General features: G+C 43.2%; 14 protein-coding genes. 5 read left to right on the forward strand and 9 right to left on the reverse strand.

Going from position 1 to position 17,330, the window contains the following annotated elements; genetic code table 11:
- The first annotated feature begins 287 nt into the window (after positions 1–287).
- Positions 288–932: a DUF5343 domain-containing protein gene (locus J7623_RS07175; protein ID WP_291919022.1), complete on the forward strand. Its 645-nt coding sequence runs from the start codon at positions 288–290 to the stop codon at positions 930–932.
- Complete coding sequence (locus tag J7623_RS07180; RefSeq protein ID WP_291919024.1) at positions 929–1,507, forward strand: Swt1 family HEPN domain-containing protein; 579 nt, start codon at positions 929–931, stop codon at positions 1,505–1,507. Before J7623_RS07175 ends, J7623_RS07180 begins: the two co-directional genes overlap by 4 nt.
- A gap of 396 nt (positions 1,508–1,903) precedes the next feature.
- On the opposite strand, the gene J7623_RS07185 is transcribed toward J7623_RS07180, so the two are convergent.
- Both J7623_RS07185 and J7623_RS07190 read right to left on the reverse strand, forming a co-directional pair.
- On the reverse strand, positions 1,904–2,953 hold the full coding sequence (locus tag J7623_RS07185) for a DUF2806 domain-containing protein (protein WP_291919028.1): 1,050 nt from the start codon (positions 2,951–2,953) through the stop codon (positions 1,904–1,906).
- Positions 2,954–3,304: 351 nt separating this feature from the next.
- On the reverse strand, positions 3,305–4,123 hold the full coding sequence (locus tag J7623_RS07190) for a serine protease (protein ID WP_291919029.1): 819 nt from the start codon (positions 4,121–4,123) through the stop codon (positions 3,305–3,307).
- A 751-nt stretch (positions 4,124–4,874) separates the two neighbouring features.
- Between J7623_RS07190 and J7623_RS07195 the strand changes: the two genes are divergently transcribed.
- Positions 4,875–5,036, forward strand: a complete 162-nt coding sequence (locus tag J7623_RS07195) for a hypothetical protein (RefSeq protein WP_291919031.1) — start codon at positions 4,875–4,877, stop codon at positions 5,034–5,036.
- 258 nt (positions 5,037–5,294) lie between these two features.
- On the opposite strand, the gene J7623_RS07200 is transcribed toward J7623_RS07195, so the two are convergent.
- The 6 genes from J7623_RS07200 to J7623_RS07225 form a co-directional block, all read right to left on the reverse strand.
- Positions 5,295–6,416, reverse strand: coding sequence for a TlpA disulfide reductase family protein (locus tag J7623_RS07200; protein WP_291919033.1), 1,122 nt, complete (start codon positions 6,414–6,416; stop codon positions 5,295–5,297).
- Between the two features lie 34 nt (positions 6,417–6,450).
- A complete protein-coding gene (locus tag J7623_RS07205; RefSeq protein WP_291919035.1) occupies positions 6,451–7,362 on the reverse strand; it encodes a hypothetical protein in 912 nt (303 codons plus the stop codon).
- Positions 7,363–7,385: 23 nt separating this feature from the next.
- Positions 7,386–8,837, reverse strand: coding sequence for a RagB/SusD family nutrient uptake outer membrane protein (locus tag J7623_RS07210; protein ID WP_291919037.1), 1,452 nt, complete (start codon positions 8,835–8,837; stop codon positions 7,386–7,388).
- A 12-nt stretch (positions 8,838–8,849) separates the two neighbouring features.
- Positions 8,850–12,497 (reverse strand): SusC/RagA family TonB-linked outer membrane protein, encoded by a 3,648-nt coding sequence (locus J7623_RS07215; protein ID WP_291919039.1) that lies wholly within the window; start codon positions 12,495–12,497, stop codon positions 8,850–8,852.
- A gap of 202 nt (positions 12,498–12,699) precedes the next feature.
- Positions 12,700–13,869: a FecR family protein gene (locus J7623_RS07220; protein WP_291919040.1), complete on the reverse strand. Its 1,170-nt coding sequence runs from the start codon at positions 13,867–13,869 to the stop codon at positions 12,700–12,702.
- 95 nt (positions 13,870–13,964) lie between these two features.
- On the reverse strand, positions 13,965–14,567 hold the full coding sequence (locus J7623_RS07225; protein WP_291919042.1) for a sigma-70 family RNA polymerase sigma factor: 603 nt from the start codon (positions 14,565–14,567) through the stop codon (positions 13,965–13,967).
- Positions 14,568–14,933: 366 nt separating this feature from the next.
- Between J7623_RS07225 and J7623_RS07230 the strand changes: the two genes are divergently transcribed.
- Together J7623_RS07230 and J7623_RS07235 are read left to right on the forward strand one after the other, a co-directional pair.
- Positions 14,934–15,392, forward strand: a complete 459-nt coding sequence (locus J7623_RS07230) for a hypothetical protein (RefSeq protein ID WP_291919043.1) — start codon at positions 14,934–14,936, stop codon at positions 15,390–15,392.
- 148 nt (positions 15,393–15,540) lie between these two features.
- Positions 15,541–16,857, forward strand: a complete 1,317-nt coding sequence (locus J7623_RS07235; protein ID WP_291919045.1) for a serine hydrolase domain-containing protein — start codon at positions 15,541–15,543, stop codon at positions 16,855–16,857.
- 63 nt (positions 16,858–16,920) lie between these two features.
- Here the strand turns inward: J7623_RS07235 and J7623_RS07240 are convergent, their stop codons facing one another.
- Positions 16,921–17,262 carry a HopJ type III effector protein gene (locus J7623_RS07240; RefSeq protein ID WP_291919047.1) on the reverse strand — a complete coding sequence of 114 codons (342 nt, stop codon included), beginning with the start codon at positions 17,260–17,262 and terminating at the stop codon, positions 16,921–16,923.
- Positions 17,263–17,330 lie beyond the last annotated feature (68 nt).

Below are 17,330 nucleotides of genomic sequence, written 5' to 3' on the forward strand. Positions count from 1 at the left end.
CGTGAGATTGCTGAGGAAGTAACCAGTGGCTTATCTACCGCCATTTTCGGGGAGTAAGATTAAAAGCATCGAGTTTTTTTATGTGTTAGGACTAAATGATAATGGCGCTTGATTATTCTTGCGCCATTTCTATTATAGGACGTTGAATGCGTAGCATGAAAAGTTTAAGGGTTTTGGTACTACCAAAACATAGCTGGCGATGCGATGTGGTGGCCAAATGAATTGAGTCTATTTATTTTTTTGCAATATATATATTGTGTATATTAGGATACACTCAATCGCTTTTTATGGCCTTAATGGATAACTACTTGGTGAAAACAGCAAGTTTGCATTCATTTTTGAACTTGCTTTTAAATGCCCAAGCCCCAGATAAGTTTACTGGTAAATTTCTTGAGCAATTGGGATTCAGTACGACAAATGATAAACTCTTAATTGGTGTTCTAAAAGGATTAGGTTTTCTTGATGGTTCTGGTGTTCCAACACAAAGGTATTTTAGGTTCTTAGATCAATCTGAGTCGAAGATCGTTTTAGCGGAGGCTATCAAGGAAGCATATGCCGATTTGTTTGCGATCAATACCAAAGCTAATGAAATGTCCTCTAATGAGGTTAAGAATAAGTTGAAAACCATTACACAAGGAACTAAGTCAGAAAGCGTTTTAGATAATATGGTAAGAACGTTTAAGTCTCTATGTGATTATGCTGATTTTAGAACAACATCAAATACAAAAGCCGTAATAGTAACCCCTGAAAATAAGGACAATAAGCAAGAAGATGATTTTGATAAAGAGACACCAACCAAGACAACTCATGAACTTGTGAGTAAGAAAATTACTACAGAAATGCATTATAATATTCAGATTCATCTTCCAGAAACAAGGGATATATCTGTATATGATGCTATTTTTAAGAGTCTTAAAGAGCATCTGTTATGAGTCAAGACGCGTTATATTCATTCGTATTTAAAGGTATGTTGACTAACGAAGCATTAGATAAGACAGATAGACTAAAGAAAACAAAATTTAATAGTGAGCACTTTCAAGCTTTGCAGACGACTTTAGGAATTGATGAATTAGATGCCGAATTGGTTCTTCAGGCCCAAAAAATGGCGGTTGTTTATACTGCAATTAACGCTTTTGAGAATTCTGCAAGGAGATTTATTTCAAAGAAAATGTTGGAAACAAAGGGAGAAGATTGGTGGAATTTGTGCGTATCGGAAAAAATTAGGAGTAAAGCAGAGAGTAGAAAAGAAGAAGAAAGCAAAATACGGTGGCATACCCCGAGAGGAGATACAATTATAAATTATACGGAGTTCGGAGATTTAATATCAATAATTAGGCAAAATTGGGCTGATTTTGAACCGCATATAATTTCAATAGAGTGGGCAGAACAGATCATCAAGACATTGGAAAGATCACGAAATGTAATAATGCATAGTGGAGAATTAGTGAATCAAGACATTGAGAGAATAGGCATGTATATTCGAGATTGGATAAATCAAGTAGGCTAGAATATACTATATTTGTGAAGTCATGATTGCTGATAGATACGACATTGGTTAGCAATACGGTTAGCAATAAACGCTCACCACTATCAAACATCCATTCTACAAGACATTACGAAGATACGTGCTACTCCCAAGGGGATCACTGGAGATTTGAAGACCTGCGTGATGCGTGGGTCTTCTTTTTTTGCTCTATAATTTACTCTATAATGATGGAGTAAGGCGTTAGAGTCTACGAGGTTTTACAAAGAGCGGAACTATGGTTATAAATTTATGATTTTTATTTGGAGTATTAAAATTAACCTAAACTATCAATAATCTAAGCTTTGTAAAAAAGTGGAACCTCCCTTTTAAACTCCTTTTTTATGGTTGAATATTTTGAAATTTTGTTTTGTAACCAGTTTATATATCCCTATAGTCACCCTCAACTTGAACACTATTGTCAAGACAGGACTTAACAATTCCGTATTTAGTTCTACTTTTATCCCCTTTGAGATAATTTGCGACGTCCGCCAAATATTCTAAATTAGGTTTAATTTCTAGCAGCTTATTTATTTCGTTGCCTGCTTTTGTGTACAAATAGATAGGAAGACTTTTACCGGTATCACCGGCTTCTCTTTCCAGTACTAAGGCTAAATTGCCATAGAGAATAGCGCTAGTTTCTTTTTCTTCGATTTTTTGATATTGAAAAGCTGTAGTCTCTCCTGGCTGTATTATACCAATTTGAACTAGTAACACCACATCAAAGTAGCTAATGCCATATTTTTTTAGATAATTATTTTCACTTCCTCTAAATATTGTGGAACTACCAGCAATTCCTAAAGCAAAGTTGCCAACACGAGTTATTAATTCAGCTTCTTCCTTGCTTAGATTTTTAATTAATTCAAGAGTTCGTAAAGAGAATGATTGAGGTCTTTTGATCTCACCGGCTAGAATTTTCCCCCACAATATTTGTAATTCTTCACTTGAAATATCTTCTACTATATTGAAATATCTGTTAATCCATTCTGTATCTATTTCTACATTATTTATTTCGCCCTCTTCTTTTAACTCGTCAGCTGCGATACTTGTAACAGATTCTATATTTAGCTGTTTTTTTGCTTGCTGATAAATAAATCTTTCTCTTGTTCTTTCCTCTAGTCCAATAGACGTTGTTTGTTTTATATTTGATGGAGCAATGCCATCAGAATTTATTTGAAGCTTTCCATCTGTATATTCGATATTACCGATTTCTCCTTGGATTTCTTTCATTGCAGATGTTAGTATGCGGAGCTCATCTGCTTTTACTTCCGCAGCTGCCAGCCCTAGAGTTTTAATCTCAAGAGCTTTAGTTTCAATATCTTTCCTGTCAAAATAAGATTTAAAAATCCTGCCAGTAGCTTTCTGCAGGAGTTCTAATAGCTTGTCGATAGGTAAAATTTTTCCAATTCCTGCTGCGTCATTAATATTCATACTGCTATTTGGGGATCTAAAGTGTTTTCAGTAAATAATTTAATCCTAAAGACTTGCTCTATAGAATCTCTCACTAAAATAAATAATTTCGAGAAACAAAGGTGAACGAATTTCAGTCTTTATTTTACGTTATCTAATTCCACGCTTTGCTGGAACCCCGCAAGATGATGCCATTGCATCACAATGGGTTTTGCAATTTCCTGCGTGGTAGAAATTTGCAAGATAACAGCTTGTATCACAATCTGCCACATTGCCACTTAGTAAATGAACACCTATTGCTATGAATTTCTTCAAAACTTTGTATTCATCGAAGATGTAAGTTTGTTAGGAAAAAACAACTTACAGGTAAACCTATTTATTGTTTGCATCAATTACACTTTTTATAATTGGTTTAAAATCAAGGAGACATTCGGATTTTATTGCTACTCCTATATTTAACGCAGATGAATCAGGTTTTGTAATGGTGCCGCATGCAATACCTAGCAAGCTGTATTGTTCAGCATTTATCGCTGATAATTCGTTACTTAGCATTACTGGAGATCCGCTTGATCCGGGGAATATCGCAATATCTAACAAAAACCTTTTCTGATTTTCGTAATCCACAAAATATGGCGTTGAAGTTATTCCTCTCCTAATAATGGGAAGATTATTATACTTGTCGTAAAACCCAACAGGGTAGCCAATCATTAATACATCTTCAATTGCCTGTAGCTTTTTTATATTGCTTTGATTAGGAATATTTCCCTCGCTAAAACATGAAAAATATATTTCTGCATTGAATTTATTTTCAAATTGTTCTTGTAGTTGTCTTGTGAGTATTATCATTGCTAGGTCTTCAGAAGGGTGTTTTATCCAATTTGCGTCCGAAACTGTAAAAGTGCTATGCTTTCCGTAGTCGGGGCCTCCTGTTTTTTTCTGATGAGTTAGCGTTAACCTTACTGATTTTGTGTTTGCTACCACGTGATAATTTGTAATAAGTGTAAACAGAGTATCACTTCCTATTACATAGGAAAAGAAAAATCCTGTCCCCGTCGTTATCTGTCCCGCGGTATTTGCAATTTCTATTTTTGTTGTAGAGCTGAACAATGCTTCTTTTAAACTTTTGTAAGATTGTGACATACAATTTAAATTTAAAAAGCAGAGTATAAGTGCAAGTAATGTTTCTTTCATAATTTGGATTTATATCTTTGCTATTAGCATAATACCATTTTTAATGGAGGGGGGGATTAAATTTGAGGCAATAAGGAGTATTAGAAGACCACCAAAATTATTAGAAAGAGGTCGTTATTGTTCTAGCTATGTGACCGCAGTTTTTCTTTAATCCAATTAATCCAAGCAAAAAAGAATTAAACTTGTAAAGAAGGTTTTATCTCAAGTTTTAGGATAGTTTAATAGGTCATTTTAACCTAGCCGCATAATTTTTTCTAACATGTTTACCAATGAAACTATTTAACCCTTCCCCACTTAAAGCTAGTGCTTTCATGTGGTCCACATAATCACTCCCCGGTCGAATGTGATTATATAAGTACGTTGCCCCGTCGCTAAACTCCACAGTTATCGAGTCGATGTCAATCAAAAAAGCATACACGCTAGAGTCGCCACCTAGATTTTGGTAAATTTCCATATTCTGATTTGTTGATGAATAATCAGCAAATAACGATGGAAGGACATTTTGTTTTGTAAAAGGAATCTAAAGAAAATCAGATTAACTAATTAATAACATTTTTTGGGTGTGGATAATCCACGCAAACTATAACTAATGGAGCCGGTTTCAGTGTGCAGAGAAGTTGGTTATGAGAGCAAATCAATCCAATCTGGGATCTATTGAATGGTCGGAATAAGTGCACCTGTCGGCTTTATACAATTTACTCTTATGCACGCACTATAATTAGCTACATTAACAACCGAAAAAATTGTAATCATGAATGGTGTCATCAACTGGTTCGAAATCTACGCCTCCAACTTCGCCCGGGCCAAAAAGTTCTACAGCGAAGTTTTCCAATTAACGTTAACCGACATCCCCATGGATAGCACTCGCCTGCTACCATTCAATACGTTACATTCCCTGAAAATGCCGGCGTAAGCGGTGGCCTGGTGAAAATAGACGAAGCCAAACCCGGCATTGGCGGAACATTAATCTACTTCGCCACAGAAGAAATAAATAAAACATTAAGTAGAGTAGAACCCGCCGGAGGGAAAATCATAAGGCCAAAGCTGGATACCGGCGGTTTGGGATTCATCGCCTTACTAGAAGACACAGAAGGAAATATGATAGGTTACGTTCAAACAAATAAAAAAAACAGCCGTCTCCCGGGAAAAAAGGAAACGGCTGCTACAAATACTAATCTAACAGCGATGCCAGTTTCTTCTCCAGCGCTTCTGCACGAAGATTTTTGGCAACAATCTTCCCATCAGGACCGATGAGGAAATTCGCCGGGATCCCTTGCACACCATACATCTTCGCCGCTTCGTTTTTCCAGCCTTTCAAATCGGATACATGATTCCAGGCGAGTTTATCGTCGTGGATAGCCTGCATCCAGAACGACTTCCCATTTTCATTGTCCAGGGATACACCTAGTATCGTGAAGTTTTTGTCTTTGAATTTATGATAAGCATTCACCACGTTAGGATTTTCCGCGCGGCATGGTCCACACCAGCTGGCCCAGAAGTCAACCAGTACATATTTGCCGCGGAAATCTTTCAGTGATACCGGATTGCCGATAGTATCGTTCTGCGTGAATTCCGGCGCTAAAACACCGATAGCAGTTTTGCGTTGTGTTTCCAGTTGATGGGCGAATTGCGCACCGGCTTTGCTTTCACGAATGGCTGGCGACAGCAATTGAAACACCGGATCTACTATTGAAGGGTCCGGATCGTAACCGGCCCATTCAGTAAGTGCATCGAGGCTCACAGATGTGTTAGAATGCCCTTTGATAAAGGCGATCAGCACTTTCTGCTGCGCGGCGGAAATGGCTTTGTTTTCAGCCTGGTACCGTTGTTTGAAAGCTTCTTCCTGTCTTTCTGCTACGGGAGTGCCATAGTACTTTTTACTCATTGCATCGGAACGTTTGTTAACGTCAGCGGAAGCAGTTTTGTACTGTTGGTATACCGTATTGGCAGTGCCGCCTTTTACGGAAGCATTCATGATGGAGTCAGCGCTTTGGATACGGATATTGCCTTTCTCCAGGTAAAACACCAGGCGGTTGGCGGTGTAAGACGAGGCCAGGGTATTGCCGGTGAAAAGGAATGCCCTGGATGCAATATCTGTTTTACCAGTGAAAGTAAAGCTGCCGTTATTGATGGCTGCAGAGTCAATGATCCTGCCTTTGCTGTTGCTGCTGTACAGGTAGGCTTTCTCGTACTTGTTGTCTTTGCCTACGCTGCCGTTGATGGTGTATGGCGCTTCCTGTGCGAAGGCGAATACAGGCAGCAGGCAGGCGATGGTGAATGTAATTGTTCTCATGTCGTCTTTGATTTATCTGATGTTGTTGTTATTGTTATGGATGATCTAATCGATCGCGGTAACGGTTGCCACTTGCCTGGATATCCCAGTCGTAGGTCTTGAGAAAACGGGTGATGACCTCGTATTTGCGGGTGCGGGCGGCGCTGTTGTCGAGATATTGAGCTTTGATATTAGCGTATGATTCGGTAGTGAGCACTTTTATCCATTCGGCAAAGTCGTTCTCGAAGGAAAGTGTGCCAAGTGAGGTAATAAAACCACCGTTGAGCGCCATTTGATCAAATGCTTTATCACGGGCTTCGAGATCGTGGTCTTTCTCATATTGCTGGAATACTTTGTCCCTGGCTTCGCCGCCATCATAGGCTTTGCCGGCCAGTACGAATTCGGTGATGGGTGCTTCAAACCGGAGTGCAGCCAGTGTACCAAGACTGCTCCAGATTTGCCGGGCGAGCACCGAATCCCGATAGTAGTGGTTCGCAGGATCAGTAACAGGCAATGTGCCATACAGTTTATTGGGCCACGTGATGATCATCCGGCTGCGGCCGAGTACTTTAAGATCTTCCATCCAAAAGCTGCCGCCATAAGTTTTTACAAAGAAGAATTCGAGCGGGAAAAACTTTTTGGCGAATTTCCCGGATACATTGGAAAGCAATGCCTGTGAATAGGTGGTAACTGCGGCGCGCTGGTCTGTATCAATTTTGGTGGCTCCCCAACGATTAAAAGGATCTGTTGCCAGTACTCCGTTGGTCACTTCTTTCCAATCCTTAAAGTCCATGCGTACCCACACGCCGTACTGGTTGTACATATCCTTTATTTCAGCAGGACTGTCATCAGGTGGTGTAAATTGTTTTGCGATGCCCAGGTCAGGAGTAAATCCAGGTTGTGCTTCTTTGGAACATCCCATACAGCAGGCGGCCAAAGCAAGCAGGGAAACATATATTGGTTTCATGTGTGCTTTTGTTTTGATTGTTATCATGGGTTTGTTGGCATATTCGGACTGTTGATGATTTCAGACAGTGGAATCTGCAGGAGGTAACGAGTATCGTTATTTTTTAAGTCGTATACCTGTCCGTTTTTGTAGACATGCGTGAGGGCTGGTTTACCGTTCCGCCTCAGGTCCATCCAGCGTAAGCCTCCGTCGAAAGCTGTTTCCAGGCGACGTTCTTCCAGTACCCGATTCAGCGCAGTTTCATCTGTAAAGTCGGCTGTTTTCAAGGGAACAAATTCACCTCTTTTGATACGGCGTAGCAGTAAGGCGTTGATGTCTGTAATGGCTTTATCTTTCTGTTTTAACCGGGCATAGGCTTCTGCGCGTATAGTATATATTTCACCCACTTTTATACCGATATAATAACAGGGGTTTTCCTGTTTGGCATACATGTTATAGAGGGTGGGACCGTTTTGTTTTCCTTCCTGGGAATTAGGGTCGTAGAAAGTGCCAAAAATATAACGGCGATAGTCGCTGCCACCGGTGGTACGGTTACATAATGCAAATAGTTCCGGAGAAGGCCTGAACAGGTAGTTGAGATGATAGTAAATGTTGTTGTTGGCAGTACCGCCGGTGAAAAACAATATTTCGTTTTTGTAATCACCGCCATCTACAAAACCAACGTTACCGGAGAAGGCATATTTGTCGGTTTTTTCATCGATACGTGCCTGCATGTTGTTCATATCAGACAGTGGTTTGTTGACCATTACATCTGTGGCAGCAGCAATGGCTTTGTCGTAGTCACCCATGAATAGATACACACGGGCCTGCAAGGCGCGTACAGCGCTGGCATCGAAGCGGAATTTGCTACGGGATTTTTTTCCGTTCAGGAAGGATGATGCCTGGTCGAGGTCAGCTACGATCTGCGCATATACTTTTTCCAGTGGTTCCCGTACGTTGTTCTGTGTATTTTGATGAACATCTTTTGCAGTCAGCGGCATTGGAACACCATTGGCTTTCAGCGTAGCGGCGCTGTAGGGTTCTGCATAGTAATTCACCAGGTAGAAATAACACCAGGCGCGCAGGGCGTAGGCTTCTCCCTTTACAGTTTCAAACACTTCTTTTTCGCTGCTGGCTGGTTGCCGGTCGTTAAAATTATCCAACACGGTATTCGCATAATAGATGGAGCTATAGAGCTGACCCCAATAAGGATCTGTTTCTACGCCGTCTGACTGCTTGGTGGGATTCCAGGTAAACCAGAGGTCCAGGTCTTTCTGTACGCTGGCAGCAATGTTCAGGTTGGCGTAGATGTTGTCGGTCATCAACTCCGTCTTCATAAAATAATCTACGCGTGGATATCCGCCCAGTAATACCGATTCGTAATCAGCAACGCTTACCGGCATCATCCTGTTGACGGGCTTTATGTCCAGCATCTTGTTGCAGCTGGTAAAAACCAGTGAAAACAATAGCAGAGGTGTCAGGTATTTAAATTTCATGATAGCACTGTTTTAAAACTGTAAGGAAAAGGAGAAAGAATAGGAGCGTGGCAATGGCAGGTAGGTATTGCCAAAAGACACATTCGCTGAGTTGGTAGCGCTGTACCTCATCAAGGAACCCGTGGCTTCGGGATCCTGACCTTTTAGTGCGCTATTCTTCCACACATGCAGGTTGTTGCCCTGTAACATGAATCGCATGTTTTGTATACCAGCTTTACGTAAGCGTGGATTATACAGGTCGTAGCTAAGTGAAAGATTTTGCAGGCGAACAAAATCTCCTTTTACCGTTCTCAGATCGCTGTTATTATACATGCTGGCATTGTAAGGAGAGGAGTCTGTCAGGCCGGGAATATTGCTTTCTGATTCGAGCCTGGGGATATTTGTTTTAGTCTCGTCGCCAGGCTGTTGCCAGCGATCATTCCATTCTGCAGAAAGATTTTGGGTAGGTTCCGGATACGAGAACATAATGTTGCTGGTAAGGTTTCGCAGGCGGATGACGTTACCGAAGCTACCGATGAATAAGGCAGACAGCGTGAATTTTTTGTAAGTGAAAGTATTGGTGAAACCTCCCTGTACAACAGGCATGGTGGTGCCGGAGTATACCAGGCCTGCGATATTGCGCATACCATTGGATACGGTTTCACCCGGCTTGGCGGTGTAAAAAGTAGCGCGTCCATCTTTATTCAAACCGGCATATTGGTAAGACCATAAACCGTTGATCGGCTTGCCTACTACGGCGGAAGCGGCAAAGTCGGAACGTTGTGCATTCGTCATACCGTCAACAGTAGGGAGGGAGTATACATTCAAGACTTCGTTTTTGTTGTAACCAACATTGATGTTGGTAGACCAACGAAAATTTTTTGTGTCGATGTTGATGGTGCTGATAGATCCTTCCAGTCCCTTGTTTCTCATGGATGCCCAGTTTACCTGCAGGGTGCTGAAACCAGAAACCTGTGATACGCGTTTGCTGCCGAGGAGGTCTACCCCTTTTTTATTATACCATTCAAAGGTGGCCATCACACGGCGTTTCCATAGTCCTATTTCCAATGCAAGGTTGGTGGTATAGTTTTTTTCCCATTTCAGGTTAGGATTCTTGGGTGCGTTGATGACGAGGTAGTTGTCGGTATTGGCCAGATCGGGTCTGCCGATGGAGGCTACCAGGTCAGAATATGCCTGGGATGCTACGTTACCCTGGCTGCCATAGGAAGCACGAAGAGTGAGGTAACTTAACCAATCTTTGTTGGCGAAGAAGTTTTCTTCTTTCACCTGGTAGTTGGCACCTACTGCCCATAGTGGCTGGAACAACTGGTTGGTACGAAGACCGAAGCGGTTGGAGCCATCGGTGCGGGCGTTGAAACTAACGGTGTAACGGTTTTTGTAGGTGTAGCCGGTGGTACCGAAGTAGGAAACAGCAGCTGTTTGGTTCAGGTTCTCCGACCAGTAAGGATTACCGCGTTGTTGCAGGATGCCTAACTGCAACATTTGCTGCCGGCCACGATCGTGAACATAGCCGTATATTTCAGTGGTTTCATCTTCGTATTTTGAGGTACGTATTTCCTGGCCAGCCATTACATCAAAACGATGGTTGGCATTCAGCACCGGCATAAAGGACACCTGGTTACGGAAGGTGAGGGATTTGTTGTTATTGTTCCGGCCTTTGCGGTAGCCACCATCTTTCCATAGCTGTACAGCTTTATAGTCAACAACGCTGATGTAGTCCCGTTGCCTGGTTCTTACAAAATAGCTGTTTTCTGTAGCAATGTCTTCATCAGTGGTGTTCTGGTTGGCGAAGGAGAAGAGGCTGCTGAATATTAGTGAATTGATCGGTTTCCATTCCAGGTCCACGGTACCGCGGATGCCAAAGTTTTGTGAGTTCCGCCAGCCGTAGTTGCGGTTTTCCAGGAAGTTGTATTTGATACCGGTGTAATAGAGGTAATTATATTGACCATTGGGATCGTAGGCATTTTGAGCCCTGGTGGTGTATATCGACCATTCAAAAGGATTTTCGCGGGAATCTGTTGCAAAAAAACTGCCGTTGTCGCGGCGGGTCACATCCAGCATACCGCCTACACGTAAGGTAGGATGTAGTTTGGTATAAACTTTTAGTGAGCCGGTATAGGTTTTCATCCCTGTTTGCAACGCTGTGGCTTGTTCATCCATGTAGCTGCCGGAGAGATAAAACGTTGTTTTGTCGTTGCCGCCGGAGATATTCAGGTTTTGACGATGCGTAAGGGAGTTGCGGAAAAGGTATTGGAACCAGTCGGTATTTACCTGTTCCAGCTGGTTGACTTTTTGTTCAAACTCAGACCAGGTGATTTTATGATCGTGTACATCTATCAGCGCCCGTTCAAAGTCGGTAGCAGTACCATAGTCTCCTGCACGGGGAGAGGTAGCTGTCAGTACACCACGTTTGACCATCTCCAGGTTTACACCAATTCTTTCTTTAGAGTTCATCATATAGGCGTCCTCTATGCGTGGGCGCATATCTACTGTGGCAAAGCTGCTGAAGTTAATACGGGTTTTACCGGAGGTACCTTTTTTAGAGGTTAATACAATGACGCCGTTGGCTGCTTTAGTACCATAAATGGCGGTAGCTGCTGCATCTTTCAATACGTTGATGGACTCAATATCTTCTACATTGACACCACCAATACCGGAAGCGATGAGGTTACGGTTGGTCATGATATCATCTACTGATGCGCTGATAGGATCGTCGAGGATGATACCATCTACCACCCACAGCGGTTGTGTATTGCCGCTCAGGGTAGATGTACCGCGGATACGGATCTGTGGCACGGCGCCAGGTGCGCCGGAGGTACTTACTACTACCATACCGGGTACCTGTCCTTGTAACAGCTTGTCGATGTTAGGCTGGTTAATAGTTTTCAGGTTTTCAGTTTTAAGAGAAGTGATAGAAGAAGTGAGGGTACGGCGTTCTATTTTCTGATAGCCGGTTACCACTACTTCGCTCATGTTTTTGTCTTCCTGTTTGAGTACCACATTGATGGTGGACCTGCCATTGATGATTTCTTCATGATTACTGTAACCAATAAACGAAAAGGTCAGTATGGCGGCATTGTCGGGAGCCTGTAGGGCCCATACTCCCCGTTCGTTGGTGATAGCGCCATTGGAAGTACCTTTTACTTTTACGGTTACCCCGATCAGCGGTACACCTTTGGTGTCCGTTACTGTACCGCTGAGATACTGTATTGCCGGTGAAGCTGCAGCAGTTAACTCTCTTGGTTTAATCAGGATCGTATTATTTTCCTCTATGCTATAGGTAATTGGCTGGTTGCCGGTGATACGGTCCAGTGCTTCTTTCAGCGGTACATCAGTTAATTGTGCGGAAACGGCATGCGTGTTCTTCAGCGTTTCGTTGCTGTACAGAAACAGGTAACCGGTTTGTTGACGGATGCTGCTAAATAGTTGTTGTATGGAAGCATTCCGCTCTGTTAGCGTTACTTTCTGGGAATATACCCGGGCGCTTACCTGCAGGCAAAGCGCTAGCAACAACATTCCTGTAAGTTTCATGGTGATGATTACTTTTTTTAGTCGCTTCCGGACAGACGAGCTGGTGGTGGGATCTGCCGGAATTTTGGTTGATGATATTGGTATACAATAGGGAAATAACTCCCCTTTGGAGAATAAACTTTCTCTCATATCTTCGTGTCGTTTGGATTTTACGATGATGGTTTGTAAAAATCATGATCCTGCCTGGCTATGGAATACGAGCCTGCGTCAGGCATGGAAGATCCTGCATGTACCGGGAACGCGCCAACGTTTCCGGTTTTTTAATGGTGGTTGTTTTTAATTCGCGGTTTGTATTAATTAAATATCACGGTATGGCCCTCCCTGCCATTTTTTATTCCAGTATGATGATCATATCTTTTGCGGGATGTCCCTGTCCTGCTCTGACAAGCCTGAAACGGGCCTTGCCGGTTTGTTCTAGCATACGTATCACCTTGGACAACGGTTCGTTTCTGGCTATTTGCCCGGTGTAGTGTATATCAGGCTTCGCCTCATATTTGATGGCTACATCATACCAGCGTTCCAGGCAACGCATTACGGTTTCGAGATCGGCATTGTCGAACAGGAATAACCCATCTTTCCAGGCAATTACATCGGGGGCGATGGCATGCGCTGCGGTGAGCTGCTGATTCCCGCTGTGTGCCGCGATGGCCTGTTGTCCTGGTTCCAGTACAATACCTGCGGCTTTTCCGGGCGTGTTCACTTTCACCCTACCGCTAACAAGTGTGGTAACTGTATACGCTTCATTCGTATAGGCATTAATGTTGAAACTGGTGCCCAATACCTGGATTTCCTGCGCGGTTGTTTTTACTTTAAACGGCTGCGTGGTGTTGGCAGCCACTTCAAAATAGGCTTCTCCCTGTAATTCTACGGTCCTGCTGGCGCCATTAAAGGCGGTAGGATAGCGCAGGGAAGAAGCGGTATTCAACCATACGGCGGTGCCATCGGGCAGGATAACCCGGAACTGTCCGCCGCGCGGGGTGGTCAGCGTATTATAGCTATCGTTGGTACCGGTCGACTGCACGATGTATTGCAGTTGTCCCCCGGATTGACGAATAGCCGTTTGCTGCTGACTAATCACCTGGTGTCCGCTACTGTCAAGGGCAATGGTGCTGCCGTCCGCAAGGGTCAGCACGGCTTTGTTAGTGCCGGGTGCCTTGTCAGCCAGTGGCGTCATTACTTCATGGCGTGGCCGGGTCACCAGGTAAACGCTGCTGCCCAGCAGTAAAAGCGCTGCGGCAGCGGCCCACCAGTTGCGCCGCAGGTAACGGACCACGGGTGAAGTAGCCTGTTTACCGGTAATATGTTGCAAAGAAGCCTGTATGGCTTGCTCAGACATGGTAGCTGTTCCGCTGGTGGTACGGAGCAGCTGATCTATTCCTGTTTTTAAGGCGGTTTCGTGTTCCGGTTGCTGTACCAGTGTGGCAAATTCCCGGAGCTCTTCGGGCGTAGCCTGACCAGCAGCATACCTGTTAAATAAATATTCCAGTCGATTTTGGTTCATATAAGCTGTAAAGAGTCGTAATAGCAAGTGATACGTTCTCTTATCATAAAGATCCAGGTGGGAGAACGGGTGGGGGGATCTCTAAAAAATATTTTTTAATTGAGGCTATGCAGGCTGGAAATAAAGATCAGCTCCGCGCCAATCAGGAAAGCATCGTGGGATTCCAGGAAATTGCGAATGTTCTTGATGGCAAGCGATAGATGCTCTTTCACGGTGTCTGGCCGGATCTGCATCCTGGCGGCGATTTCTTCCCGCTTCAAACCTTCTTCCCGGCTCAAACGCCAGGCGGTTTGCTGTCGCGCTGGTAGCTGCCCTACGGCTTTATTCACCAGCTCGTGGTAGTTGCGGTAAATAATCTGTTCATCAGTTTCATTGGAAACTGGCTGGGGCCATTCATAGGTATCCAGGATCACTTTTAGCCTGGTACTGCGTCGCAACGCTTTGTAGGCATCGTTACGGGCAATGATAAACAACCAGGCCTCGATATCCAGTATTTCCGGTAACTGCGCCTGTTGTTTCCATACTTTCATAAATACATCCTGCACCAACTCTTCTGCAACGGATTCCGTTTGCGTCAGCATCAGTCCTACTTCATAAATTTTCTGGTAATGATGACGGAAAAAGACAGCGAATGCAGATTCATCACCTTTGGCTATGCGGGCAATGATCTCCCTTTCATTATATTGGCTGCGCTTCATCAGTTAAAGTATATCCCCTTGCTCACAGTTGGTTAGGCTGGTTTCCGCACTAAAGTATCAAAATCTTTTTAAAAACACAAACAACGATGGTTACAGGGCATTGGAGGGATTTTTATCAAGGTTTAAAAAACCTGTGGGAGAAGACCGGAATGTTTGGAGTTATTAAAATCAAATCAGATATTCGTCGTACTGTCAGTGTTTGAAACCTATATTAAAGTGATGGGCGTTAATGCCTGAACCCCATACAGGTATTTGAATAAATAGTTTGTTGAGCTTACGTATATGCCCTTTTACTATGAAATATTCATCTTACAAATACTCATAATATAGTAGCATTTACGGGGGCAGCAGTTTAGATAAATAAGTATGAAAAAAATTATTAATAGTGCTTTAATCGTATTCGGATTATGGATATTGTACAGAATATTGTTTCCTGTTTACAACTTTACCCACTTTCGTTCTAAAACTGGTAATCGTCAGTGTGAGGTTACAAAAGTGGAACGAACATCCTTTTTGCATTCAACAATAACTTACTTTACAGAAGGTTATTACCGTAAAAGAGAAATTCCGGCATCTTATATAATGCCCTATAGTAAGGGTTTTTCTGGTTGCTGGACATCCGATTTAATGTTTCGTAATGATACTGCTTATTACCTGGAAGGGAGTGGTGCTTCCATTGTAAAAGGAAATTTTAAGCGGTTGGTATTTATGATAAGTTCATTTACGAATTATCGTGAACAACAGAAGTCTGAAGCAATGTCAGACGAGGCGAGAAACGATCGTACCGGTAATGTATATCATTTTAGCCAATACCCGGACCGATAAGATAAATAAATTTCCCGGTTATTACTTATTGAAAAAGGGTGCCCCATAGATATGAGGCACCCTTTTACTTTTAAAGAAGCGCCAATTTTGCAGAAAAACTTTTTACTTTTTTATCTTCAGGATACTTTTGATGTATTATCTTGTCATTATGAAAATCAGCCACGCGCCCCTTCTCATTTCCCTGTTCGTCAGCAACGTTATTTTTGCACAACAGGATACCGTTATCTCCTCCCTAACCTGTGATATCCCTGTTTGGATGGTACAAAACCATGTTCCATGCACGGGCGTAGGTGTAATTGAAAATGGGCGTATCAAATGGCTGAAAACATTCGGAGATTTAAAAGCTGGCCACCCTGCGCCTGTAAATACCTTGTTCAATATCGCTTCGCAAACCAAGCCGGTGACGGCCATGCTCACCATGAAGCTGGTGCAGGCCGGCCTGTGGCAGCTGGATGAACCGCTTTCGCATTATTGGATCGATCCCGATATTGCGGACAATCCCTGGCTGAATAAAATCACCACCCGCATCGTGCTCAGTCATCAAACCGGCTTTCCAAACTGGCGTAGTGATAATGGAGATACTAAGCTGCGTTTTACCTTTGAGCCAGGTACCAAATTTCGTTATTCCGGAGAAGGCTTTGAATATTTACGGCATGCACTGGAAAACAAATTTCATCAACCACTAAATGTGCTGATGGAAAAGTATTTGTTCAAGCCACTGGGCATGCGTAACACACAAGACTGGAGTGAAAAGCTGGATACCAGCCGTTTTGCGATGTGGCATAACGGACAGGGACAACGCTATGGAGTGTCTATACAAACGCCGGTGAGTGCAGCAGATGATTTAATCACTACCGTGGAAGATTATTGCAAATTCGGCATGGCCACCATGAATGGTCTGGGCCTGTCGGACACGCTTTTTGCCGACATGGTTCGCCCGCAGGTGAAAGTAAAAGACAACTATTACCGCTGCCTGGGCTGGGGATTGGTAACCGGACTACCCAGTGGTGAATATGCGCTGGAACATGGCGGCTCCGATGTTGGCGTACGTACCATGGCTGTTTTCCTGCCAAAATCTAAAAGTGGAGTGGTGGTAATGACCAACGCAGACAACGGGATGTTTGTAACTGATCAGGTAATAAAACGTGTTTTGACCGCTGGCGCCCAGGTATTGGAAATCATGAACAAAGGCGCCGTCAGCCACGAAAGAATCACGATTGCAGATGACGTGATCAAAAGTTATGTGGGCACTTATGTTCAAAGCAATGGCAAATTAATGAAGGTAGAACAGGAAGGGAATGCCCTTAAAGTATCGGGTGATGGCGTGCCTACAGCAGTGTTGTATCCTGAGTCACCCAATAAATTCTTCCTCGAAGGATACGATGTGCAACTTGAATTCCCGGATGCACATTCACTGATTATTTATGAAAATGGGAAACAGGTCATGAAGATCAGTCGCCAGTGAGCAGAGGCGCAAAGAAAATAAGAGGAAACAGAACACTCTTTGCTTCTTTGCGCCTTTGCGTGACTATTTCGCGATAAGCGCTGTGCCTTCAAACGCAATTCCTGCCCATCCATGCGCCATAAACTGGCGGATATTCTGGTGATCCGTTTCATGGGGATGCTGTAATACCGCCTGGTAATGTTCTGCAAATAACCGGAGAGTATCTTCTTTATCCAGGTGCTGCAACTGCGCAAAGGCAAACACTTTTGCGCTGCCCTGGTTCTGTGTGGCTTCATTATAAGCGTCGCCGTTTTTAAACGCAGTAGGCTGATGCTGGTAATGATTTTCTATAAATGCAATCACGTCTTTAAAAGTAATAGATTGATTTTTTAACTGTTCGATCAATGTCGTGAGTTCCCCTGTCATGTGAAAATAATAAGTTGAAATTGATAAGATGCCGCCATGAAATTCCGGCACACCTCGTTTTTTTGCGA

The organism is Chitinophaga sp. (genome assembly GCF_017745275.1).
In the GTDB taxonomy this organism is placed as follows: Bacteria; Bacteroidota; Bacteroidia; order Chitinophagales; family Chitinophagaceae; genus Chitinophaga.

Bases quoted from the DNA above. Each gene is read 5' to 3' on its own strand.
- J7623_RS07175 (WP_291919022.1), top strand. From the start codon at position 288: ATGGCCTTAATGGATAACTACTTGGTGAAAACAGCAAGTTTGCATTCA.
- J7623_RS07180 (WP_291919024.1), top strand. From the start codon at position 929: ATGAGTCAAGACGCGTTATATTCATTCGTATTTAAAGGTATGTTGACT.
- J7623_RS07185 (WP_291919028.1), bottom strand. From the start codon at position 2,953: ATGAATATTAATGACGCAGCAGGAATTGGAAAAATTTTACCTATCGAC.
- J7623_RS07190 (WP_291919029.1), bottom strand. From the start codon at position 4,123: ATGAAAGAAACATTACTTGCACTTATACTCTGCTTTTTAAATTTAAAT.
- J7623_RS07195 (WP_291919031.1), top strand. From the start codon at position 4,875: ATGAATGGTGTCATCAACTGGTTCGAAATCTACGCCTCCAACTTCGCC.
- J7623_RS07200 (WP_291919033.1), bottom strand. From the start codon at position 6,416: ATGAGAACAATTACATTCACCATCGCCTGCCTGCTGCCTGTATTCGCC.
- J7623_RS07205 (WP_291919035.1), bottom strand. From the start codon at position 7,362: ATGAAACCAATATATGTTTCCCTGCTTGCTTTGGCCGCCTGCTGTATG.
- J7623_RS07210 (WP_291919037.1), bottom strand. From the start codon at position 8,837: ATGAAATTTAAATACCTGACACCTCTGCTATTGTTTTCACTGGTTTTT.
- J7623_RS07215 (WP_291919039.1), bottom strand. From the start codon at position 12,497: ATGAGAGAAAGTTTATTCTCCAAAGGGGAGTTATTTCCCTATTGTATA.
- J7623_RS07220 (WP_291919040.1), bottom strand. From the start codon at position 13,869: ATGAACCAAAATCGACTGGAATATTTATTTAACAGGTATGCTGCTGGT.
- J7623_RS07225 (WP_291919042.1), bottom strand. From the start codon at position 14,567: ATGAAGCGCAGCCAATATAATGAAAGGGAGATCATTGCCCGCATAGCC.
- J7623_RS07230 (WP_291919043.1), top strand. From the start codon at position 14,934: ATGAAAAAAATTATTAATAGTGCTTTAATCGTATTCGGATTATGGATA.
- J7623_RS07235 (WP_291919045.1), top strand. From the start codon at position 15,541: ATGAAAATCAGCCACGCGCCCCTTCTCATTTCCCTGTTCGTCAGCAAC.
- J7623_RS07240 (WP_291919047.1), bottom strand. From the start codon at position 17,262: ATGACAGGGGAACTCACGACATTGATCGAACAGTTAAAAAATCAATCT.